20 protein-coding genes are annotated in these 21,830 nt (G+C 38.3%); 16 read left to right on the top strand and 4 right to left on the bottom strand.

The annotated features are described in order from the left end of the window. The 11 genes from KQP93_RS18175 to KQP93_RS18125 all read left to right on the top strand — a co-directional run bounded on the left by KQP93_RS18175 (position 1) and on the right by KQP93_RS18125 (position 12,296). A complete protein-coding gene (locus KQP93_RS18175; RefSeq protein ID WP_217877239.1) occupies positions 1-843 on the top strand; it encodes a hypothetical protein in 843 nt (280 codons plus the stop codon). Continuing rightward, entirely contained in the window at positions 843-5,453 is a 4,611-nt protein-coding gene (locus tag KQP93_RS18170) for an RHS repeat-associated core domain-containing protein (RefSeq protein WP_217877238.1), read from the top strand. Before KQP93_RS18175 ends, KQP93_RS18170 begins: the two co-directional genes overlap by 1 nt. A gap of 21 nt (positions 5,454-5,474) precedes the next feature. Further along, positions 5,475-6,323, top strand: a complete 849-nt coding sequence (locus KQP93_RS18165) for an immunity 49 family protein (protein WP_254907776.1) — start codon at positions 5,475-5,477, stop codon at positions 6,321-6,323. 147 nt (positions 6,324-6,470) lie between these two features. Continuing rightward, positions 6,471-7,343 carry a hypothetical protein gene (locus KQP93_RS18160; RefSeq protein WP_217877237.1) on the top strand — a complete coding sequence of 291 codons (873 nt, stop codon included), beginning with the start codon at positions 6,471-6,473 and terminating at the stop codon, positions 7,341-7,343. A 7-nt stretch (positions 7,344-7,350) separates the two neighbouring features. Continuing rightward, positions 7,351-7,797 (top strand): hypothetical protein, encoded by a 447-nt coding sequence (locus KQP93_RS18155; protein ID WP_217877236.1) that lies wholly within the window; start codon positions 7,351-7,353, stop codon positions 7,795-7,797. 127 nt (positions 7,798-7,924) lie between these two features. Further along, positions 7,925-8,698: a ChaN family lipoprotein gene (locus KQP93_RS18150; RefSeq protein ID WP_217877235.1), complete on the top strand. Its 774-nt coding sequence runs from the start codon at positions 7,925-7,927 to the stop codon at positions 8,696-8,698. Continuing rightward, entirely contained in the window at positions 8,692-9,291 is a 600-nt protein-coding gene (locus tag KQP93_RS18145) for a hypothetical protein (protein ID WP_217877234.1), read from the top strand. The genes KQP93_RS18150 and KQP93_RS18145 overlap by 7 nt, the downstream gene beginning before the upstream one ends. Before the next feature lie 82 nt (positions 9,292-9,373). Continuing rightward, positions 9,374-9,640 (top strand): hypothetical protein, encoded by a 267-nt coding sequence (locus KQP93_RS18140; protein ID WP_217877233.1) that lies wholly within the window; start codon positions 9,374-9,376, stop codon positions 9,638-9,640. A 44-nt stretch (positions 9,641-9,684) separates the two neighbouring features. Beyond that, complete coding sequence (locus tag KQP93_RS18135) at positions 9,685-10,443, top strand: hypothetical protein (RefSeq protein WP_217877232.1); 759 nt, start codon at positions 9,685-9,687, stop codon at positions 10,441-10,443. 140 nt (positions 10,444-10,583) lie between these two features. Continuing rightward, complete coding sequence (locus KQP93_RS18130; protein ID WP_217877231.1) at positions 10,584-11,099, top strand: DUF6795 domain-containing protein; 516 nt, start codon at positions 10,584-10,586, stop codon at positions 11,097-11,099. A 30-nt stretch (positions 11,100-11,129) separates the two neighbouring features. Continuing rightward, positions 11,130-12,296 (top strand): lipase family protein, encoded by a 1,167-nt coding sequence (locus tag KQP93_RS18125; RefSeq protein ID WP_105181749.1) that lies wholly within the window; start codon positions 11,130-11,132, stop codon positions 12,294-12,296. A 36-nt stretch (positions 12,297-12,332) separates the two neighbouring features. Here KQP93_RS18125 and KQP93_RS18120 read toward each other — a convergent pair whose 3' ends face one another. Continuing rightward, positions 12,333-12,935 carry a hypothetical protein gene (locus KQP93_RS18120; RefSeq protein ID WP_254907775.1) on the bottom strand — a complete coding sequence of 201 codons (603 nt, stop codon included), beginning with the start codon at positions 12,933-12,935 and terminating at the stop codon, positions 12,333-12,335. Positions 12,936-12,992: 57 nt separating this feature from the next. Continuing rightward, positions 12,993-13,448, bottom strand: coding sequence for a redox-sensitive transcriptional activator SoxR (gene soxR, locus KQP93_RS18115; protein WP_217877230.1), 456 nt, complete (start codon positions 13,446-13,448; stop codon positions 12,993-12,995). 76 nt (positions 13,449-13,524) lie between these two features. Here soxR and KQP93_RS18110 point away from each other — a divergent pair, with 76 nt between their 5' ends. The 3 genes from KQP93_RS18110 to KQP93_RS18100 all read left to right on the top strand — a co-directional run bounded on the left by KQP93_RS18110 (position 13,525) and on the right by KQP93_RS18100 (position 15,322). After that, a complete protein-coding gene (locus KQP93_RS18110) occupies positions 13,525-13,989 on the top strand; it encodes a flavodoxin family protein (RefSeq protein ID WP_217877229.1) in 465 nt (154 codons plus the stop codon). Between the two features lie 209 nt (positions 13,990-14,198). Next, positions 14,199-14,723 carry a DsrE family protein gene (locus tag KQP93_RS18105; RefSeq protein WP_138624998.1) on the top strand — a complete coding sequence of 175 codons (525 nt, stop codon included), beginning with the start codon at positions 14,199-14,201 and terminating at the stop codon, positions 14,721-14,723. After that, positions 14,723-15,322: an SGNH/GDSL hydrolase family protein gene (locus KQP93_RS18100; RefSeq protein WP_217877228.1), complete on the top strand. Its 600-nt coding sequence runs from the start codon at positions 14,723-14,725 to the stop codon at positions 15,320-15,322. The genes KQP93_RS18105 and KQP93_RS18100 overlap by 1 nt, the downstream gene beginning before the upstream one ends. On the opposite strand, the gene KQP93_RS18095 is transcribed toward KQP93_RS18100, so the two are convergent. After that, the gene (locus KQP93_RS18095; protein WP_217877227.1) at positions 15,319-15,987 is read right to left on the bottom strand and encodes a LytR/AlgR family response regulator transcription factor; all 669 of its coding nucleotides are present in this window, start codon (positions 15,985-15,987) and stop codon (positions 15,319-15,321) included. The genes KQP93_RS18100 and KQP93_RS18095 overlap by 4 nt on opposite strands. Continuing rightward, positions 15,980-17,203 carry a sensor histidine kinase gene (locus tag KQP93_RS18090; RefSeq protein ID WP_254907774.1) on the bottom strand — a complete coding sequence of 408 codons (1,224 nt, stop codon included), beginning with the start codon at positions 17,201-17,203 and terminating at the stop codon, positions 15,980-15,982. Before KQP93_RS18090 ends, KQP93_RS18095 begins: the two co-directional genes overlap by 8 nt. A 592-nt stretch (positions 17,204-17,795) precedes the next feature. Between KQP93_RS18090 and KQP93_RS18085 the strand changes: the two genes are divergently transcribed. Continuing rightward, positions 17,796-18,665 carry an ABC transporter ATP-binding protein gene (locus tag KQP93_RS18085; protein ID WP_217877226.1) on the top strand — a complete coding sequence of 290 codons (870 nt, stop codon included), beginning with the start codon at positions 17,796-17,798 and terminating at the stop codon, positions 18,663-18,665. Further along, the gene (locus tag KQP93_RS18080; RefSeq protein ID WP_217877225.1) at positions 18,659-21,811 is read left to right on the top strand and encodes a M1 family aminopeptidase; all 3,153 of its coding nucleotides are present in this window, start codon (positions 18,659-18,661) and stop codon (positions 21,809-21,811) included. Before KQP93_RS18085 ends, KQP93_RS18080 begins: the two co-directional genes overlap by 7 nt. Positions 21,812-21,830: the final 19 nt, after the last annotated feature.

Below are 21,830 nucleotides of genomic sequence, written 5' to 3'. Positions count from 1 at the left end.
TTGAGTGCATTTAAAATTTCAATACAGCAGTTTGATACACCTTATGAAGTAGCCCCAGAAGTATTAGTACTAGAGGGGAGCTCGGGTCATGAGCAAGTGCAAATCTGGCATTCATTTGATGCCTTTATTTATGACTGTATTGTAAAAGCAAAGTCAGTATTGAAAGAGTCAGACGTGCAGCAACCGTTAATTTGGTTATTACCGGCACTGCCTTTTCAAACTGATCATAAAACACTATTTATAAACAGCCTTCAACAGCGTTATGGCATTGCTGTCGAACAGATGATTTTTGAAGGCGCAAACGCTATACACAGTGCGATTGCATTAGCTAAAGAGTTAAATTTTAGTGCTTTTAATGTGATTGCAATTGATGGTGTGTTTAAAGCCTCAAAGCATAACGGCTTTGAATATTTAGGGATAGCGGCTTGTAAGGCATATGTTGAATTTACTCAGGTAGGCTGGGCGTTGCAATCTACGAGCATGTGTTCTTCTGTGGATATAGCAAAGCATCAGCCTATACATGCAGAGCTTGAACGTATTTTATCACTAAATGAACAAAAAATAGATTTAGTATTTGCTCCAGGTAATGGCCTAGAAAGTGACGATTGGGTAAGTTATTTACCTGTTTTAAGTAAAAAAATTAATGAACAAACGATGTTCCAACTTCCTAATTATAAATTAGGCAAAATGGGAGCAATAGAAGGGGTTGTAAACCTCGGAAGCCTGACAAATAGCGCCCTTTATGCTGAGCGTTTTGGGCAGGCGTTAATAATTTCGCAAGAGTACAACAAGTACCAAGCCGTCGCGTCATACTTATGGATAAGTAAGGAAATGTGCAACTAATGGATAGTAAAGCAGTTGTGTTACAGGGAACACGTTATCCCATCTGCCTCGTGTTAGCTAAACAGCAAGCCCCCAGTGGTTTTATTGCTGTCGCAACGAATACGCCGGATAGTGCCTACAAATTTGTAGCTGAGGTTGGCGCGGTATTAAGTGGCGATGCTGCTAAACGATTAGATCTTATTCAATTGTTAAATGTTGCTGGTATTAATTGTCCAAGGCAAGCAACAGCGCGCGAAACTGCATCGGCTTTGATAAAAGCTTTAACCTCAGGTGCCATTACGTGCTACCAGCAGCAAGTAAAAAGCACCATTCAAGTCAGTGATAATACTCGTTCATCGCAAAGTAGAAGTTCAGCGTCTTCGGCTGTGCCAAGTAATGCCAAAAAAGCAACACAAGCTCCTGCTAGCAATAAGGGCAGTGCCAGTAACACAACCGCAAGTGAAACGCCTATAACAGAACAAGAATGCCGTTCAGACCCGGTTTCGATGCTAACAGGCGAAGAAATTCTTTCTTTAACTGACTTCTCATTAGCCGCAAATAGGCCTTTAACGTGGCGTCGGTTATATCGTTCGTCTCACTGTAATCAAAAAACAATACTGGGTAATGGCTGGCGTCACGATTATTTAGTGCAATTAACCGAGCATTACCTACCACCGCCGAAAGTGGGCCCAAAGAAAAAGGGCACCTACTGGCTTGAGTATCACGACGAACATGGTGCGACTCATAAGTTTGAAAAAGTGAAGCCGGGGCAATCGAGTTATCAGTTAAGTAGTAACTTGGTGCTTCATTATAAAGAGAATGGCAAGCAAGTATTAGTAACACCAGATGATAAACACCTGACGTTTATGCCGGGTGGATCAGCATGGTTGCTCGAAAAAATCATCAATGAAAAAGGTCAAAGCACCCGTTTTTATTATGATTCGATGGAGCGTTTACAACGTATTGAAGTAAACAAAGTACGCGGCTGTGTACTGAAATATAATAAGCACGGTTTGCTCAAAACGGTGCACGCTTATCGTACTAATGAACAAGGAAAATTAGTTCTTTTAGAACAGCCGTTAGCCAGTTATGAGTATGATGAACAGTCAAACTTAGTGGCGGCAACAAACCAATTTGCTGAACAAGAGCGTTATGAGTATAACGCTGCAAATTTACTAATAAAGCGAACTAGAGCAAGCGGTTTTAGTCATCACTTTGAGTGGGACTCATATGGTTATGATGCCAAATGTATTAAACAGTGGGGTGATGACAACACCTATTGCTATCAGTTCGAGTATCAAGGCAATAAAACAACCAGTATAGATTCACGCGGCAACCAAGAGCACTTTGAACACAATGAGCAAGGTAAGCTGATTGAGCACACTGATGCCAATGGTAATATCACACGCTATGATTACAATTCGCTTGGACAAAAAGTAGCGCAAACAGACGCCTTAGGTTATCAAACGCTTTATACCTATACTGAATACGGCCAACTTGAATCAGTCACCCAAGCTGATGGTAACCGCACTCAATTTGGCTATAACCAACTTGGTCAACAAGTCGTTGTTATTTTGCCAAATGGCGAGAAGATTAAACGTCAATACAGTGCCTCAGGGTTACTACAAAGTGAAACCCAAGCAGATGGGCGAATAGCACTTTACAGTTACGACAAACAAGGTAATTTGACCCAGTATGTCACGCCAAACGGTCATGTATTAAAATACACATGGAATGAACAAGGTGAGCTACTCGCAAAGCAGCACAATGATGAGCTCATTCGTTACAGCTACGATAACCTCGGTCGTGTAAACGCAACCATTAACCAAGCCGGTCTGCTTACTCAATATAAATATAATGAGCAAGGGCAACTAGTTGAAACAACCGCGTTCGAGCAAAGTAACCCTGATAACAAACAACAACAGCTTTTTTCTTATGATGATGCTGGTAGATTAGTTAGTTCGAAAAACGGTAATGGTGATACCACAGAGCAGCACTTTGAGGGACTAAGCCAACCTCACTGCGTGATCCAGCCAGATGGCAGCGCACTGCATTTAACGTATGATAAAGAGCGAAATTTAACCGCAATCGAGCGTAGTGACGGCCATATTTATCGCATTAATTACGATGCAAACGAAAACCCAACACAAATCACGGGTTTTGATGGTACTGAGCAGCAATTTAAGTACGACGCATGTAATCGCTTAGTGGCTGTCACGCAAAGCGACAAACGCCATGTAAATATTAAGCGTGATAAGCTAGGCCGCGTTATTTCGCAGCACGCAAGTCTAGCCACAAATAAACACATAGTTAATAACGCTAACCATTACAGTTATACGCCAGAGGGTAAAATAGCGCGTGCTCATAATGAGCAATCAACGATTAAACAGTCGTTTGATAAAGGCGGACGACTACTCAGTGTTGAGCAAATTCACAACCAGTCTCAGACTCATAAACTTGTATACAGCTACGATGACTATGGCAGACGACAGTCTCTTACCTTGCCAGACTCAACAACCCTTTATTACAACTACAATAGTTTTGGTCAGTTAAGTGCTATACAGGTAAAGCGAGCGGATGGTGAGTTAGCAAAACTCGTCGAGCTTGGCTACGACAGCCAAAATAATATCAAAACTCAACGTTTCGGTAATCAGGTTACCCTTAATCAGGCGTTTGATGTTTTTGGGCGTTTAACGCAGCAGCAACTATCGCATCCAGAGCACACATTATTTGATAGCTGTGATTATCAATATGATGCGGTTAATCAACTCATTGCGCGTGAAGAACAAGGCATTAGCTGCCAAAATACACAGTTTGAATACAATAGCCTTGGCCAGTTAATTCAGCAAAATCTAGCTGATGCAAAGTCAGGTACACAAGCGCCAGAAACCGCCAAGCAATTTCAGTGGGACAGCTTTGGTAACCCGATTAGCCAAACCCAAGTACAGCATGATGAAGCAGTCAATAAACAAGAAGCTAATGATGCTGTTACACATAGCCAAGTCGATGCTGACAGGTTAACCCATTTTGGCGATAGCGATTTTGAATACGATGACTGTGGTAACCAAGTTCGTGAAACGGGTAAAGGCATAAAAACGCACCGTGAATACAATGCGTTCAACCAATTAAGCAGCTTTAACAACAACGGTACGCTAACACATTACGACTACGACCCACTGGGTCGTCGCATTGCTAAGCAGACTGAGCATGGCAAGATTGATTATATTTGGGATAACGACCAGCTAATAGGTGAATACCAGCACGGCGAGTATACCTGGTACATCAACTTACCCAATCAATTTCACCCAGTCGCACTGATTAAACAAGGTGAATTGTATTACTACCACCTAGACCAACTAAATACCCCACGTTTTGTAACTAATAAAAACGCAGAGGTTGTATGGCAAAACCACGCCGATGTGTATGGCTATGAAGAACCAGAAGCCGATGCTGACTTTAATAAAGAAAACAGCTTCACTCAGCCAATACGTTTTCAAGGGCAATATTTTGATGAAGAAAGCGGCCTACACTACAACTGCTACCGTTATTACAGCCCAAAGCAACAACGTTTTATAAACCAAGACCCCATTGGCTTAGTGGGTGGCATAAACCACTATCAATACGCGCCGAATCCGGTTAATTGGGTGGATCCGTTTGGGTTGTTATGTAAAGAAGGGCAAGAAAAGTTATCTGCAATGTTAGATACATTAGTCGGGAATGGGATTGATCAAACAGCGAAGGATAAAATTCTAAAAAGTGCGATAGATAGTGCTGCAATTACAGATCCAGAGGGTAAGTTAAAAGTTCAGAAACCAGATGGTGTGAACAAGCTTAATTATGCTTACACCGTAGAGGCAATGAATGAAGTCGACAATACCATTACTATTCACCGTAATATAGCCGGAGAAACTAAAGAAATGGAACTTACTATCGAAGAATTTGCAGGTATGCATGAGTTTGATGGTAAGGCCGTTAATGAAGAATGGGCAACGAAAGGGCGCATTAAAGAAAATACAGCAAGAACGTTGGTGACGGCTAAAAAGAAAGAAAACTCAGATAAAACCTATATATTGAAGCCAGAAGAAAAAGAAGAATTACAACAGCATTGCGATGCACGAGATGAAGCAATAAAAGAGCGTTATAAGTTCGCGCGTCAAACCGACGGATACAACAAGCAAATCCCGAAAGTGAATGAGCAATCAGCCAAAATTGGTGAAAAGGCAGCCGACATGGCCGTAAAAGCTAATTACCCAGGTTATGAGAGAATTCACCCAGATAGTTTAGATGATTCTACATCGGTTTCTGGAAACTTTGATATGGTTTACCAAAATGCAGAAGGTGATGTAATAATCGTTGAGGCTAAAGGCGGCAAAAGCCCATTGGGTAAGAAGCAAATTGGTGATCAGGATTATCAGCAAGGCACTGCAAAGTATGCGCAAGCAATTACTGAGAATATGGATAAAAATAGTACGGCTAATGGCAATACTGATAGGACGGCAGCATCGGCAATAATTGAGGCGGAGGAAGATGGTAATGATATTAAATATTTACACATTGAGACCCCTATAACAAAAACAAATGATAACTCTACTGTTAGTGAAGTTAAAATTTCAGAATTTGATATTGGCTAAAAAGAATTTACAGGCTAACAAATGAAAATAGAAAGAATTTACAAACCTAGTTTTGAAAGTATACCTCTTGATGAATGGCTAGAATCTCCAAAGAGAAGAATGAAGAAAATTCCTACAAATATAATAAAGCGAAGAGATAATTTGTTAAGCTTTTCAAATTTATATATTGGTTTTTCTCGCTGGCTCACTTGGGAAGTCCAAACCAATGAAATAGAAAAAGAGTCTGCATCAGGTTTACGCTATGCATCTAAAATGTACGCAGCTTTTTTGAAGCTCGCAGAGCATCCCGAGCAAGACATAATGTTTAAGATATTCGATTTACCTGCAGTGACTTGGAACGGTAAAGGTATGCTCGAAGCGGGTTATGCAAACCCCGGAGAGTGGCTTGATGCCTATTTTTTAGCTGTGATCACGCGCGATTCCGAAAGTATGGATAGCTTAGCGAACTTCCCCGTTGAAATTATGAAACAAAGTGCCACAAAAGCAGGGCCTGTTTCATATAAGTTAGTCGAAGTATTTCAAGCTTTCCATCACAGGCAAGATAATTATCCATCGTTACTCAACCAGTGTATGAAAATGGCATTAGATCAAGGTAACGATTGGGCACTGGGCATAGCAATGGGGTATTTAGAAACGTTTGCAGCACTTACTACCGATATTGGGTTTGACTTCAATGAAACGCTTGCAAAAAATATTCAGCTGCAAGAAAAATATTGGATAAATGCAAGTGGCCCAGACACTGTCCCGGTTGAATCATTTTTACCTCTTCAACTGTTGGGCATGGCATGTATGTGGCGAGATAAGGGTAATGCTGTAACGGTTGAAAGTGATTCACTACCTCGCTTTTTAATCGAAGGAACCTATTTTTAATATTCACTTATAAGCTTTAAAAGTAGCTACATAAAAACATAAAAACATAAAAACAAACAAGCAAGCACGCACGCATTTCATATGATGAATGCTTGACTACATTTAACCGTAAGTTTATACGGCATAACAATAATGAAAAGGAACTTCATGTTTAACTTAAATATGACTGCAAGTGTTGGATTAAAATCAGCAAATAAATTAGCTGACGTACAACTGATACGTTCACTTTTGAATGCTTACGCACGCAAAATGGGGTTATCTCCGATTACGAATAATAAGGTTGACCATCACTATATTGACCTTATTGAGCATTTCCAGAAAAAAGTTATTAAAATGGGTAAGCCAGACGGTATTGTTTCTGCCAATCGAGGAACTTTTAGAAAGTTAGTTGAATTTTTGTCTAGCACTTACACCAAAGTTTCAATAACAAATCCTAACTTCGGTATTTTGACGTGGGAGGCTGAGGGTACTGAGGGCGGGGTATATCATAGCCGCTGTTTCCATGTTCCATCCAATAGATCTGGGCTAACCATCGGTCGGGGTTACGATATGCGTGATAAAACATCTTCCAAAGTTAGTGGTCACCTTATTCAATCGGGTGTTGATAACAAAGTTGCTAATATCATAGCGCTCGCGGCAGGAAAAATGGGTAATGCTGCTCAGCAATTTGTTATAGAAAATGATTTACTAGATTTTGAAGTATCAGCACAGGTGCAATTAAAGCTATTTGAAATTGTTTATAAAGAAATGGAAGTTGATATACAGCGAATTTGTAATAAAACGATTACTCGTCAAACATATGGAAAAACAGATTGGTTAAATTTAAACCCGAAGATAAAAAATGTCCTGATAGATTTAAGGTTTAGAGGAGATTACCACCCAGCTAGCCGTAAAGTTTTACAAAAACATGTTGCGAATAATGACTTAACCTCCTTCAAAGCAGAAATTAATAAAAGTGCTAACTGGAGTGGTGTACCGCTTGCTAGACAGCAGGCACGCATAAAATACATAAATTCTTAGGTGTATGATGAAACAATTGATTATTAGCGTTTGTTTGATTTTTACTTTTTTTTGTACCGACGCTTTAAGTAATGATGACAAAACGTATGTCAGCCTTGATGTTATTGAGATGAATGTATTAAGAGTCAATGACAATTTGTTTCGTTGGCTTAAATTTCATCCTGATAGCGAGTTCCCTTGTTTAAGACTTGAGATTTTAGAAGCGGGTAGTAATGCGCTTATCAAACGAAAGAATATTTGTAACGTGTATGATGAAGCGTTAAAAGTGACACATGATTTTAAAAAGTTAACATTTTTAGATATCTACAATTTAAATGTTAATTCACAAACTTTGACATTTGACTTAGAACTCTCTTTGTTGAGCCAGAATGTAGTTAATATGAATTGTTCAATTAATATTGAGAATACAGATTTTTCTCCACTTGAGTGTCACCGTTTAGAGGTGGAGGAATAGTTTGCGGCCGAATCGACGCTAGCTGTAATAAACATAATTAATCACTCAAAAGGAGTGATGGAACAAATTTATTGTTTGATAACAAAGAGCTCACTGAAGAGCTTTAATTAATGGATAGGGAAATACTATGAGTGAAATAAACACGGATGTTAACTATAAAACAATGGCGGGAAATGCCCGTTTACTAATGCTGGGTGAATCGAGCCATAATACGGCTGGTTTTAAATATGAGGCAATTAAGGCTCTTAAACAATTAAAAGCAGCAGGATTTACTCACTTTGCAATGGAAATGCTACCTCGCTCTATGCAAGAAAAAATAGATTTTTATCAACGTACAGGAATGGGCTTTAAGGTAATTCAGCAATATTTAAATGAGAATTGGACGTGGGGCTACTTAGTACCTAAAGCCTATGGCGAGCTGGTTAAGGCTGCTAGAGGCATTGGTTTGAAAGTAATTGCACTAGATATTTCTTATGAATTGATGGAGCAAATGGATAAGGAATGTGAATATGACCAATATAAAAAGGGAGACTGTTTCAGTACCCACACTCGTCGAAATAAAATATGGGCTGAAAATATAATAGGGGTTTTAAATGCCTCAAAACAACATCGTGTAGTTGCCTTTATGCATCGCTGGCATGCCGTACAAGCTACAGACTATGAGCCTGGTCTTGACACTATTGTGCAAGAAAAGGGCATGAATAGTATAAGGTTTATTGATTTTATAGGTGGAATAACTTGCTTATCTCAAAGGCAATGTGAAGGTAGTTCTGCAGAAATTAATTCACTTAAACAACAATACTTTTCGCGTGAAGGCTTCCCTTATAAGCATGCTGTAAAAGCATTTCAGGTTCATATTCCAGAAAAAAGAGTTAACCTAGATGGCACTTTAAAATGGTAAAACATCTACTTTTAGCACTTTTAGCACTTTTAGTTTTGAGCACAGTTACTCCCTATGCCGAGAGTAAATCGGTAACGGGCTCTTTATGGACCGAACTTGATATTAATGACCCTGCTTTATCTAAGGGGGCTGCAATGCGTCAATGCGAAAAGAGTTTGAAATATGCAGTTAACGAACTTGAAAGCTGGTGTGAGAAAGCCTACCAACTCGGAGCTTGGGAAGCGTTGCTTTATATTGGGTATCATACAGGAGATGGCTCGCGTTACGTTCATGAAGTAAAACAACGTGCAGCTAATGATGAAATCAAGGCTATTCGTAAGTTAGCATGGCTATATGATGGTGGCTTATTCATTGAAAATAACCCAACTGAAGCGGCTCGCTTATACGAACTATTCCTCAAAAAAGCTACAGATGCTTCGCCTCGTTTGTTAAGACGGATCCATTACGACCTGGCAAAAATTTATACAAAACTTGAAGATTGGCCGAGCGTAATTAATCATGCGGAATATGTGCTAGAACACAGTGAAGGGAATGGTTCAGAGGCTCTGGCGAGAGAGTTGAGAGACTATGCAAAAACACAATGTAGTCAATGAATGTAATTATTTAGGTTTATCTAATCAAGGTTTTAGAACTAAAAGGAGCTATAAACGCAGTTAAATGCGCTATAGAAACAATATGGAACGACAACATCAACAAACACTCACTCAACTAGTCAACGATGTTTATAACAAACCGGACTTAATCGAAGAGCATCAGGTTCTTATTCAACCCTTATTAAAAGACTTGGTGGCCTGTGCGCCAGCGGGTTTTGAGGGTATGGCTACGATGATCCACAGCCATTTTGTCAATGGACTTAAATCTACCAATCCAAATATTCAAAAGTTTGAACTTGAGTCAGGGCTTTTAAAGCTTAAGCCTTATTTTCAACGAATTAATCAGTAAGCTACAAAATCTTAGTTTAGGTAAACAAAGTATAAGGATGGTTTATGTCATTAATGAATGCGTGCATTTTAATGCTGCTGTTACAGCCATTGTTTGTTTACTTTGCGTTATTTGCAAAAGAAGTTGATCTTAATGAAGACTCGCAAGATTCGACAGTCATGCTATTTAACTTTGGTCTTTTGGGTATCACGCCTAGTGTTGCTTATTTTTACATGGAGCAGTTTTGGTTCGCTGTTGGGATGTTAAGTGGCGTCACACTATTAGGTTTAACACTTGCTAAAACATTAGAATCAAAGGGCAAAAGGCCATTGGATCTCATCCTAACTTTGCGTTTTGTGACGTCGTGGCTGCTTATTTTTGGTGTTATATATTGGTTAATTTCATTATTTACAGGCTCATCAGAAGTTCAGCCAACAATTGCTGATGCTGATCAGCAAGTTGAGCCGTTTTATCAGCTATTTTGGCCTTCATTTTACTATTTAGGTTTAATGGTTTTTACATTTTCACTTAAAGTACTCGAGTTTCGTTTTCAATTAAAGCCAGCATTATCTGGTACTTTTTTGATACTTGCTGCAGCGTTAATAGGTATATCACCACTCGTTGATGGCAGTTTTATTCTTGGCTTGTTTATAAATATTGTCATATTTTTTATTTTTTGCTCTATGTATATGGAAATTAATAAAATAAATGACCCCTCTGGCGGAGCGATTGCTTTTTTCTATGCATATATATTATCAATGGGAGTTGGGGTGGCTATTATCGTAAAAATTATACGTGTAATATTTTTTACTGCTGAAGTTTGATTTTTAACCTTGCAAGGGAGGTTGTTTTTTAGTTATTATTTGTACCTGTTTTGTTGTTTTTATTCTGCGTAAATTAATGATGTATAAATCAGCATAATACGGTTTTTGTTGCCATAAATTGCATTGCAAGGAGGCTTGGTGTGTTCTCATCAAGGGTTAGGCAGTTAGCTATATTAATTGCTACATTATTTGTTTTATTCACTACGACACAGGTATTTGCGAATATGTTTGGTTTTTTTAATAAAAGTGATTTTATTTTGTCTGCCCCTGTTAAAGGGCAGCTATTTGATGGTGGGAAGCCTGTTGCAAATACCAAAGTGATGCGTTCGCTTACTTACGGTGATGAATATATCGACGAAACAGTAACTGATGAACAGGGCTATTTTACGTTTTCAGAAAAAACAATTAAAACCAGTAAGCCAGCTAACATGTTCGATAATGACTCATTGGTACAGCACATTTATTTAGAGAATGGCACGCCAGAGGGAATAGTATTGTGGTATACACTTGTGTCACTTCATGAAAATAGTCAAACCCTCAAACGATTACTTGCTGATTTAGAATGCGATATTTCTAAAGAGCCAGAAACATACGATATTCCTATCGAAGAAGATACAAGCCATACTTTTGCGATTTATACATCATGTAAACTTTAACCTAACACGACTCATACAAAGGGAACTTATATGAATACCTTGACGCCTACTCAAGCGGTGCAACTCGCTGAGCTTGCTTATAAAGCAAAAAGTATTAAAACAACTAATTTACTTAACCACTCATTGCATGCATCTTTGCGAAATAATTTTAATTTCTCAATTAACCCAAGTGCTGTACAAGGTGTGTCGGGTGGGTTTTTCTCTCATTTATTTGGTTTAAGCACAGGCTTTGGTTTAGTTGCACACGGAAAAAATGAGTTTCAAGGTGATTCTGTTATCACCATTCGTGGCACAGCCTCTTTAAGAGATGGTTTAACAGATGCAAACTTCGGTTTAAGTGGTGGTTCAAACGGTAGTATGGTTCATGCGGGGTTTAATAAAACGTTTTACACCATGAAGCCGGGCCTGCAAGAGTTTGTTACAGCAAATATACGAGACAAAGTAACAGGGTGCGTACATTTAGTTGGTCATAGCTTAGGTGGTGCACTTGCAACGTTAGCGGCAGATTGGATCAAAGCTGAATATTCGTTACCTGTAAAGCTGTATACTTTTGGCTCTCCTCGTGTTGGTCTAGATAACTTTTCAAGAGCCGCAACAGGCAGAATCGATAAGATTTATCGTTGTACTCATGGTGCCGATCCTGTCACTAAAGTGCCGTTATGGCCATTTTCTCATGCTCCTTATCAGGGCCAAGAAATTCGTTTAGACAGCGGGCAAGGTTTAAAAGGTGCTGCCCACAAACTCAGTGGTACACCTGGCTACATCAATACCGCAAATAGTAATGATTGGGGCAACCTGACAATCCGTGCAAATCATTATTTGAATACACCTGTGCGCTTAAACTTTGAAGATCGTAATCAAGCATCATTCAATTCACATTGGGCAGATAAATTAGGTGCGGCGCTTGTTACTTTGTTAAAAGACGCTGGTTATTACAGTGCTGTTGCTGCCCAAGCAGCGATTGGAACAGGCCTGACATTTTACGATATGCTTGCGCGAACTTTAGATAAAATTGCGAAAGCATCAGCCTCATTTGCTGCACAAACACTGGGTCTCATTGGTCATATGTTGGTGTTTGCCGGCAAAGTTGTTAGCAAAGCCGTTGAACTAACATACAGTGTTATTAAATGGGCTTTTGACTCGACTCTTGGTGCTCTTTATCGCGCCGCAAAAGATGGCCTAAATGGTTTAGATTAATAACAAATTGGGCATGCTGATTAGCATGCCCATTTCTTATCGTTGTTCGTTTTCTTTTAATGAGCTTATTTGTATTCCATTCTTACTCAGCTCGCTTTGTAGCTTTAATGCACTGCTTTTTAAGTTTGGTAACGTCTTGTTATTTATGATATCAACTGCTTCACTTAACTGCTCTGAAGCATGTTTAGCCGACATTTTTCTACTGATTGCTGCATCAATAATAAATTGACTTTTGCTGTAAAAACGACGAATTTCAGTTAAAAACTCACTGGGCGTTTCTAAAGTTGTGGGGGAATACTGCATGGTCTGCCAAATATACTTTTCGATGGTTGGCTTGTTATATTCAAGTTCAGACTTAGGTGGGCTTTTTGCTAATAAGATAGCAAATTTTTTGAGATGTTCAGCATTATCTTTAACTTCATCATATAGAGATGTTCTAAGATAATAATTATCTTCCATTTTACTGAATGAGTCGAATTTTAAAGCTTGTTCTAAGCCACTTTGAGCTGCAAGATAAACCCCAAAAATAGTTGAAAAAACGAGGAATAATTGGTTTAGCCAAAAACCAGTACTTTTTAGCTCTTTATTATCAACGGTTTTAAATGCGGTGGTAATCTTTGGGGTATTTCCTTTATCCATTATTAAATTCCTTTTATTATTTTGACTTAGTATCTCACAGCTGTTTTATTTATATATTTAATCTCTTTCTAACAGCACAGCGCCGCTGTGCTCTTCACCTAAATAATCATCTTTGTTATAGATAGGGCATTTGGCCATTGATAAACAGCCGCAGCCAATGCAACCGTTAACACGCTCGCGCAAACGTTGCATGTATTGAATTCGTTCATCTAATTGCGTTTGCCAGGCTTTAGAAAGAGCTGCCCAATCTTGTTTAGTGGGTGTGCGCTGCTCGGGTAGGGTGCTTAACGTTTGTTTAATGTCTTCAAGAGTTATCCCCATGGTTTGTGCAGCTTTTATAACGGCAATTCGGCGTAATACATCGGGTTTATAGCGGCGCTGGTTACCGTTATTACGCCAGCTGCGAATAAGCCCTTTAGACTCATAAAAATGCAAAGTTGAAACTTTTACGCCACTGCGTTTTGCCACAAAGCCAACCGCTAGGTTTGCATCAATAAGTTTCTTATCTGACATAATTTGCTCCAAGGTGTTGACCTAAAGTTAGCTTGAGGTTTTACGCTGCGCACATCATAAAAAAGGAGTGATAGTCATGCAACAAAAACCAATAACAAATACGGTAATTATTTATTCAAGTGCACGAAAAAAGGGTAACACGAGTTTACAAGTTAATGATTATAAAGCGCAATATGGTGGCGATGTTGTATGTCTAGATGATTATGTTATCTCGCCTTATTGCTACGATAAGAAATATAAAAACGATGATTTTTATGCGGTATTTGAAGCGCTGTTGAATTATCAACACTGGGTACTGGCATCGCCAGTATATTGGTATAACACAACACCGCAGTTTAAAGCGTTTTTAGACCGGATCACTGATTACATGGATGATGAAAGACTCAGGCCAAAACTGAGAACACTGTGTGAAAAGCAGTTTTCATTGCTCTCAAATGCAGGATCTGCACACGCACCTAACGCGTTTATCGAGATGTTTAAAAACACCTTTAATTACTTAGGCATGACCTTTAAAGCGCACCAGCATATTGATGCTAGTTAAACGGGTTTAAACAAGGTAGGCTAGAGTAATACCAATCCGCAATAATACTTAATCATTTTGAGGGATTAAACCTGTCGCTATCTGCGTTAAAAATTTCTGATTTAGAACAACTAAATGACGAAATTTTTGCCTTGTTATCAACGAGGTTTTATTGCCTCAAAATAGATCACTTAATTAAGCGAATCGGTATAAAAACAACAGGAACTTATATGAAATCAACACTGTTAGGTTTATCTTTAGCCTTATTATCTTCGTTTAGTCATGCAGAGCAAGCTGAGCCTGCTATTAAAGGTTTTGGTTTTTATTATGATGTGCCAAACCATGCACCAATCTCTGATCAAACGGTTTTCAAAGTGGCATTTGATGTAGCTGATGCGGCAGAAAAAGGGGCGCAGAATAACAAAATGAACTCATTAGCACGGTTCATTAATATGCATATAGCCCATGGTGTGAAGCCTGAGAACATTCAACTTGCTTTAGTTGTGCATGGTGGCGCAAGTGTTGATGTACTGGAAAACAGTTTTTATAAACAGCGCTTTGACAGTGACAATAAAAATCAGCAATTGATCTCACAATTGTTGGCACATAATACCGTTGTATATGTGTGCGGGCAGTCTGCAACGCACATGAAGGTAAAACAGCAGCAGCTTATTCCTGGTGTGCAAATGGCGTTATCGGCAATGACCGCGCATGCACAGTTGCAGCAGCAAGGTTACACATTGAATCCATTCTAATGAATATCTTATGTTTTGGAGATTCAAATACCTATGGTATTTCGCCCGTCGATGGTAAGCGCTTTGCTGCCGATGAGCGCTGGCCTAGTTTACTGGGTATTAAATTAGGTGCCGGCTACCAAGTTATTGAAGCTGGTCAGCCTAATCGTACACTGGTGAACGACCCGCCTTTCAGTGGCGATAAACTGGGTATTAAATACTTAGAGCCCTACTTAGCGGCTTATCAATTAGATATGATTGTTATTCAGCTCGGCACGAATGATTTAAAGCGCCGTTTTGCAATGTCGGCTGCTGATATTGCCAATGCCCTCGAAGCACTTATTTTAGATATAAAAAACTACTATCTGCACCGCGAATTGCCCAAAATAGTGATACTAAGCCCGCCAGCGGTGTATGAGGTTGGCGCGTATCAATCTATTTATGCGGGTGCAGAGCTAAAAGCAAAACAGTTAGTGGAAGAGTTCAAAAATGTTGCTGACAGCAACAAATGCTGTTTCGTTAACTGCTTTGAATTAATAACGCCATGTTCTTCAGAAGGCGTTCATTGGCCAAGCTCACAGCATAAGACACTTGTAGATCATCTGATATGCATTCTCTAAAGTAAAACTTTGCATTGTTCTTTAAATGATTTACCAATTTTTAGCTTATCACCAGTATCTAGCTCTACATGTTCGTTTGTAACAGCTATGACTTTGCTGCTATTCACTATGTATGATTTATGGACCTGAGTGAATGAGCCTATTAGCTGCTCTAAGATCTGTTTTAGGGTTGTTGTTGCGAGGATCGTTTGGTCTTCTTGGTGTACTTTTACATAATTACCATACGCTTCAATGTATTTAATTTTATCTAAGCTAAGCTTGCGTTTTTCGCGATCTATTTTTAATGTAATTGATTTGCATTTCGGAGTTTGGGAAATCCGCTCACACACTTTATTTATTGCTTGCTGTAAACGTTCTGCAGATACAGGTTTGAGTAAATAATCAGTAACATTTAGCTCATAGCCTGTGAGTGCATATTCTTCATAAGCACTCACAATGATAATTTGAGGCGGGTTAGCGAGTGCTTGAATGAGTTCTAACCCTGACAACTCTGGCATGTTTATATCTAAAAATACGACATCAATAGTTGATTTTGCTAATTGGTACAAAGCCTCTTTAGCGCTGAAATGCTGAGAAACTACTTTGATATCTGAATGAGACTCTAAATGATGAAGAATTACTTGATGAGCAAGTGGTTCATCATCAACAATAATTGCTTTAATCATTTGATAATTCCAAAGAGAGGGTGGTTTGCCAAAGTCTATTTTGATTAAGCACCAATAAAGTATGTTTTTCTGGATAAAGAAGCTCTAAACGGCGCTTTAAATTGTTTAGCCCCATGCCTGTGTTATCGTTATCGCTTTTGCGAGGAATGCTATTTTCACAATATAAAGTTAAAACGTTGTCGTTTAAGGTTAGTTTTATCGTTATTTCAGCGTTTTCTTGTGCGTGTTCAACACCGTACTTTATGGTGTTTTCAATTAAAATGATGAGAAGCAGTGGTGCTATAGAAAGAGAGTGACTAGTTTCAGGCCATGCTAGGTTAAATCTACAATTATTTGCATGTCTTATCTTGTGCAGTTCAAGAAAGTTTTTAATGTAATTTAGTTCTTTTTCGAGTGGAACGAATGGTTTTTGCCCTTCATATACAGTGTATCTCAGTAAGTCAGCCAACTGTAATACCAATTCAGGTGTCTTTTCTGATTTTGTTAATGCAAGTGCATATAAGTTATTTAATGTATTAAATAAAAAGTGCGGATTAATTTGCTGCTGTAATAGCTTTAGTTCTGTTCTTATTTGCTGTTTGGCAACTTCTTCTAATTTATGGTGGTGCTGTTGGCGTTCAAACGCCAAGATAATGGGAGTCGAGATACTTAAAAATAAAAACATAAACTGATAATTGTACTTATTGATAATATCTTGGTTGCCTCCAGGAGTTAAATTGGCAACATATGAAGGTAAGTCATTAACTGGTAATGTGAGCACAATAGCGACAAATAATGGTGTGAAAATAACCATGCTAATTAGGCATGCAGATACAAAAATGAGCACTCCATATCTGGCTAATAGTTGACGTATTAAAATGTAACGATTAAATAAAAAAATGCCGTGAACGATAATTGCGTAGACCAAAAGCTGAGAAAAATACCAAATGAATTGATAAAAGTTTGTAAGTAGTTTTTCCGTATCAAATATCAATGCGAATGGCTGATTTAGCAGAGGGGCTTCATGGCTATTAAGTATGCCAGCCATGACAAATGCCCAGCCAAAACATATAACAAAAACAACTTTATTTAATGTAAATAATGAGCTAATCCAACTGGTTAATTTAGAGTTTTGGTTTTTCTTAAAACGTTGGGATGAAAGCCAAAGTAAACTTGCTAGACTGCAAAGTAACCAACATTGTTCTTGTAAGTAATGCCATTTATCATAAGTTGGCAAGCTGTTGCTTAACAGATAAGTGAGTATTGGGTAACCAATAAACCCAGACAACCACCACAATGAAGCTTGCTTTAAAGAATGCTGAGATGCCACCCAGTGAGCGATTAAGAAAGGGATACACTCAAAAATTAGCTGTAAATTTACAGTTAGATAAGTACTTGGTGAATCAATTCTCAGCGAAAGATAACGAATATGGCTTTCAAGTAGTATCGCAGCGATTAATGGTAGTAGAGCAACCATGCTTTTTATGTTTTTAGGTGATGATAAATAGCTAATAGTTGCCAGCAAAATCTACTCCGTTCATTTTTTATTTTTGCTACGTTACACTGTTGTTTTTTATAATATTTATATATTACCCTAATTTCTAAATAATGTGGAAACTGAGGGCTTAACAGACTGATTAAGCGTTATGATAGATTTAGCTTAACGTTTTTATTTCTTTCTTCACCCACATTTTGATGAAAGTTCTTTTTTTGATGACGAAATAAGAATTTTTGCTTTCATCATCAAACTTGGCTCATTGATCATTACTTCATAGCAGCGAGCTTTGCCATTCCTTAATCTAGATTTGTGCTAATTAAGGAGCCAATAAATGCTAACACTTGAGCATATTTCGAAAACATACCCTGATGGAACTCAAGCACTTAACGATATAACCATTGAGTTACCCAGTGGCATGGTAGGGTTGCTGGGGCCAAATGGCGCTGGTAAGTCTAGTTTGATGAGAACACTTGCATGCCTGCAAACCATTAATTCTGGCCGTATACAGTTTAGTGGCTTAGATATATTAAAAGAACCTGACAAGTTACGTAGGCAACTTGGCTATCTACCACAACAATTTGGTGTTTACCCACATATGGGGTGTAGAGCACTACTTGAACACATAGCCATTTTAAAAGGGCTTGAAATTAAAAAGACAAAGCAACAGATTGATGAGCTGCTTACTGCGTTAAACTTAACTCAACATGCAAATAAAAGAGTCAGTCACTTTTCTGGGGGAATGAAACAACGCTTTGGTATTGCTCAAGCATTGTTGGGTGATCCTAGATTAATTATTTTAGATGAGCCTACAGCAGGGCTTGATCCGGCTGAGCGAGAGAGTCTCAATAACTTATTAGTATCAATGAGTAAGAATCGACTGATCTTGCTCTCTACACACATAGTGGAAGACATAGAAAACCAATGTCACTTTGTGGCGATGATTAAAGGTGGTCAACTGATCCAAAGTGGCCATATTGATAACTTAGTAAGCCAACTCAAAGGTAAAGTATGGGTATTAAAAACTTTGCCAAGCGTACTGCCAAAAGATGCTTTAGTACTGAGCCAAAGTTATCGATATGGTGAGCCCGTCTTTCGAGTTTATGCCGCAGAACGCCCAACTATAGGAGCTGTTTTGGCGACAGAATCATTACAAGATAAGTACTTCTTTGAACTAAAATTTCGAAGAGGCGAATTATGTTAATAATTAATGAGTTAAAGTATCTTTTTCGTCAACCAACAGTTTGGGTGTGCTTGCTTATTGCGCCAAGTTTTGCATTTTCACTTTCTTCAGGGCTTGCAACAAGTAATGTTGACCCGCTACAGCAGTATCAATTGCATTTAGTGTCATTACACATGATGCAATTGGTTTTATTGGTTGGAGCATTATCGCCAGCAATTTTCTTACGTGATCACCTCTTTCATATGGACGAAATTATTGCTGTTGCATCAGTAAGTTCAAGACAAAAAAACTATGTTCGAATAGGTGGTTTTGTAAGTCTATTAGTGATGGTTTCATTAAGCAGTACGTTGGTTATGAGTTACGTAGATTTTCAAAATAATGGATTTAGTTGGCAAATACTTGGTTATACAATTTTTTATAGTAGCTTTGTTCTACTTATAAACTGTTTTTTACTTATTGCTTTGGCATTTTGGCTTTGTCAAAGGTTTCGAAGCTCAATGATTATCTATGCCGTTTTTGCAAGCATTTGGATAGCTTATTTGTTCGTTGCGAGTATAACGGGTAATCCAATTTTGGCAGGAAGTAATGTACTAAACGAAACGTTCTATCAACTATTTATCTGGTTAGATCCATTTGCTTATACAACGGTAATAGCAAGTTTTAGCGAGTCACAAAATACACCCTTTTATACTAATCGATTTATTTGTTTTACTCTGGCATTTGTTATTTTTACTTATGCTGTTAGCTCGCATCCCCAAGCATATTCACAGCCAAAGCGACCTAAACAACGGTGTCTTGAGTCTGACCTTAGGCCTAACACTCAATATCAAACGGTAAAGCCTACATTTCGTCAAAGCTCTATTCTATTTGAGCTATATAAAGCTGCAATTTTAAATATTTTAAAACAACCAATAACGCTCATTCTGTTACTTTTATGGCTAGGGTTGGTGTTTAATAGTGTTGCATCCTCTTCTCAGTATGCAGAACCAATGAGTGCTATAAAAGCAACCAGCATTGATGCTGTTAATCAATATGCCTTTGATATGTATATATTGCTAGGGTGTTTACTGGTGGCTCTATGGAGTTGGCAACTTAGCTGTAATGCTAGGCACTATAATGTAGCAGAGATAATTGCGGCAGCGCCTATTAAGACAGCTTCGATTTTGCATAGCCAACTCTTGGCAATAATGAGTTTGGTGTTTGTTTTTTCGTTTGTTGGCTTTGTTGGCGCATCATTAGCTGAGTTTTTTATTGGTAGTGACTTTGACGCTTATCAACATATTTATACCTTAGCTTTAATGGGACTGCCGCTAGCTATTATTGCTTCGATATTTGTATGTATTTTCAATTTAATGCGTTCAGATCTCATTGCATCTTTAGTGGTTTTTGCCATTTTGTTACTTAAATTTACTCCAGTAATGACTTACTTTGGGCTAACACACACGTTTTGGAGTGTAGCTTGGACACCATTGCAGCCAGCTAATGAATTTTGGGGCTATCGCGCAAGTTTAAGTAGTTACTGGCCTTATGTCCGCGCGTGGCTAGTATTATTACTTAGTGTAATGCTTGTTAGTCAGGCTTTTAATCACCGTGGCACAGGAATGGGGAGTAGGGCTTTTAAAAATAAAGATGCTTGGCTGTTAACACCTGCAGTTTTGGCTATCAGTTTATTTTGGCAGCTACATACTAATTTAATTTCAGAAAAGCCACTAAGTAACTCTTATAAACGAGAAACATTTAAATCAAATTATGAAAAAATGTTTGCTGATTGGAAACATAAAGCTCAGCCAAAAGTGAGTCATATTGATGCAGAAATAGATTTCTATCCTTATAAGCAAACAGCCCAATTTAACTTAACTTACTCTTTTACTAACCCTCACAAAAAACCAATAAAACAGGTGTTGATAGGTCGCGCAGGCTTTTATCAATGGGCAGATATTAAGATAGAAGGAGCTGAGCAAGTCGCATTTTATCCATCAATGAATCAAGCTATTTACGAGTTTAAACCCGCACTTCAGCCATTCGAAACAAGACAACTTAAAACGCAATTTGGAGTAAAGCAGGCCAAATTATGGCCCACACAAGGGCATCAAATCATAACGCCTGAGTTTAGCTATATTCGTTCAGTACCGCTATTACCGACGCTTGGATATCAAAGAAACTATGAACTAAATGATGAGCAGTTAAGGATGGATTATGGTCTTCCACTGTATGTTAAAACACCGCCTTCAAAGCTTTTTAATGCTACATATCAAGTACCAGGTAGTTATGAACGTATTACCATGAAAAGCAAAGTTACCACCGCAGTAGGTTATCAAGTCGTTTCACAAGGTAAAAATACAGAGCATATTGTTGAAGGGCATAGAGCCGTTTTTAAGTTTAAGACGACAGTGCCAATTAACAACTTACCTGCTTGGTTATCGTTTCCATTTGCAGCAACTGAGTTAATTTATGAGGGGGTGAAGTTACAGGTTTATACTAAATCAAATGCAACAGAAGCTAATCAAGATGCTGTAAAAGTAAACTTACAAGCTATGAGTGACACGCTTTATTGGTTTAAGAATAATCTTAGTGCGTACAAAGGTTCAAAGCTTAGTTTGATTGACGCAACAGGTTTTGGTGGGACAGGGTACGCATTACCTGAAATTATTTTGATTGATAATAAAGTCGGTTTTAGATCTAAACCAATTGAGGGCGCAGGTTTTGATCAACGTTACCGCCGTGCAGTACATGAAACGGCTCATCAATGGTTTGGTCATGATATTGGCAATAGTGTTTCTGAAGATAGTGCTTTTTTGATTGAATCATTAGCTAAATATATAGAGCTAGTGGTGATTGAAAAGCGTTATGGAAAAAAGGCTGTCGATGCATTAGTCAAATATGAAACTCAGCGATATCAACAAGCTTCTAGGCTAGATATTTCGACAAAGCAAGCGTTGGTAGATTCATCAAAAAGTTACGATCAGTATTCCAAAGCCACTCTTGTATTTGCAAAGCTTAGGAATGAACTTGGGGATGCAGTGATTGTGGCTGCTTTAAAGTCAGTATGGCAAAAATACGCATTTCCTAATCGACCAGCAACGTCAATGGATTTTATTAGAGCTTTACAAGAACAGCTTAATGATCAAGATAAAGGCTTAATTAATAAACTTTTTTTGGAAGTATAAAAACAAAAAAGCCACAGGT

Origin of the sequence: Pseudoalteromonas shioyasakiensis (genome assembly GCF_019134595.1) — a bacterium.
Lineage (GTDB): Bacteria > Pseudomonadota > Gammaproteobacteria > Enterobacterales > Alteromonadaceae > Pseudoalteromonas > Pseudoalteromonas shioyasakiensis_A.
The sequence above is the reverse complement of the archived record's forward strand: the minus strand, read 5'-3'. Positions and strand labels throughout refer to the sequence as shown.

Excerpts from the sequence above, each read along its gene's own strand:
- KQP93_RS18120 (WP_254907775.1), bottom strand. The coding sequence starts at position 12,935 with ATGGATAAAGGAAATACCCCAAAGATTACCACCGCATTTAAAACCGTT.
- KQP93_RS18095 (WP_217877227.1), bottom strand. The coding sequence starts at position 15,987 with ATGATTAAAGCAATTATTGTTGATGATGAACCACTTGCTCATCAAGTA.
- soxR (WP_217877230.1), bottom strand. The coding sequence starts at position 13,448 with ATGTCAGATAAGAAACTTATTGATGCAAACCTAGCGGTTGGCTTTGTG.
- KQP93_RS18100 (WP_217877228.1), top strand. The coding sequence starts at position 14,723 with ATGAATATCTTATGTTTTGGAGATTCAAATACCTATGGTATTTCGCCC.
- KQP93_RS18140 (WP_217877233.1), top strand. The coding sequence starts at position 9,374 with ATGGAACGACAACATCAACAAACACTCACTCAACTAGTCAACGATGTT.
- KQP93_RS18155 (WP_217877236.1), top strand. The coding sequence starts at position 7,351 with ATGAAACAATTGATTATTAGCGTTTGTTTGATTTTTACTTTTTTTTGT.
- KQP93_RS18135 (WP_217877232.1), top strand. The coding sequence starts at position 9,685 with ATGTCATTAATGAATGCGTGCATTTTAATGCTGCTGTTACAGCCATTG.
- KQP93_RS18105 (WP_138624998.1), top strand. The coding sequence starts at position 14,199 with ATGAAATCAACACTGTTAGGTTTATCTTTAGCCTTATTATCTTCGTTT.
- KQP93_RS18150 (WP_217877235.1), top strand. The coding sequence starts at position 7,925 with ATGAGTGAAATAAACACGGATGTTAACTATAAAACAATGGCGGGAAAT.
- KQP93_RS18125 (WP_105181749.1), top strand. The coding sequence starts at position 11,130 with ATGAATACCTTGACGCCTACTCAAGCGGTGCAACTCGCTGAGCTTGCT.
- KQP93_RS18160 (WP_217877237.1), top strand. The coding sequence starts at position 6,471 with ATGTTTAACTTAAATATGACTGCAAGTGTTGGATTAAAATCAGCAAAT.
- KQP93_RS18080 (WP_217877225.1), top strand. The coding sequence starts at position 18,659 with ATGTTAATAATTAATGAGTTAAAGTATCTTTTTCGTCAACCAACAGTT.
- KQP93_RS18085 (WP_217877226.1), top strand. The coding sequence starts at position 17,796 with ATGCTAACACTTGAGCATATTTCGAAAACATACCCTGATGGAACTCAA.
- KQP93_RS18110 (WP_217877229.1), top strand. The coding sequence starts at position 13,525 with ATGCAACAAAAACCAATAACAAATACGGTAATTATTTATTCAAGTGCA.
- KQP93_RS18165 (WP_254907776.1), top strand. The coding sequence starts at position 5,475 with ATGAAAATAGAAAGAATTTACAAACCTAGTTTTGAAAGTATACCTCTT.
- KQP93_RS18145 (WP_217877234.1), top strand. The coding sequence starts at position 8,692 with ATGGTAAAACATCTACTTTTAGCACTTTTAGCACTTTTAGTTTTGAGC.
- KQP93_RS18170 (WP_217877238.1), top strand. The coding sequence starts at position 843 with ATGGATAGTAAAGCAGTTGTGTTACAGGGAACACGTTATCCCATCTGC.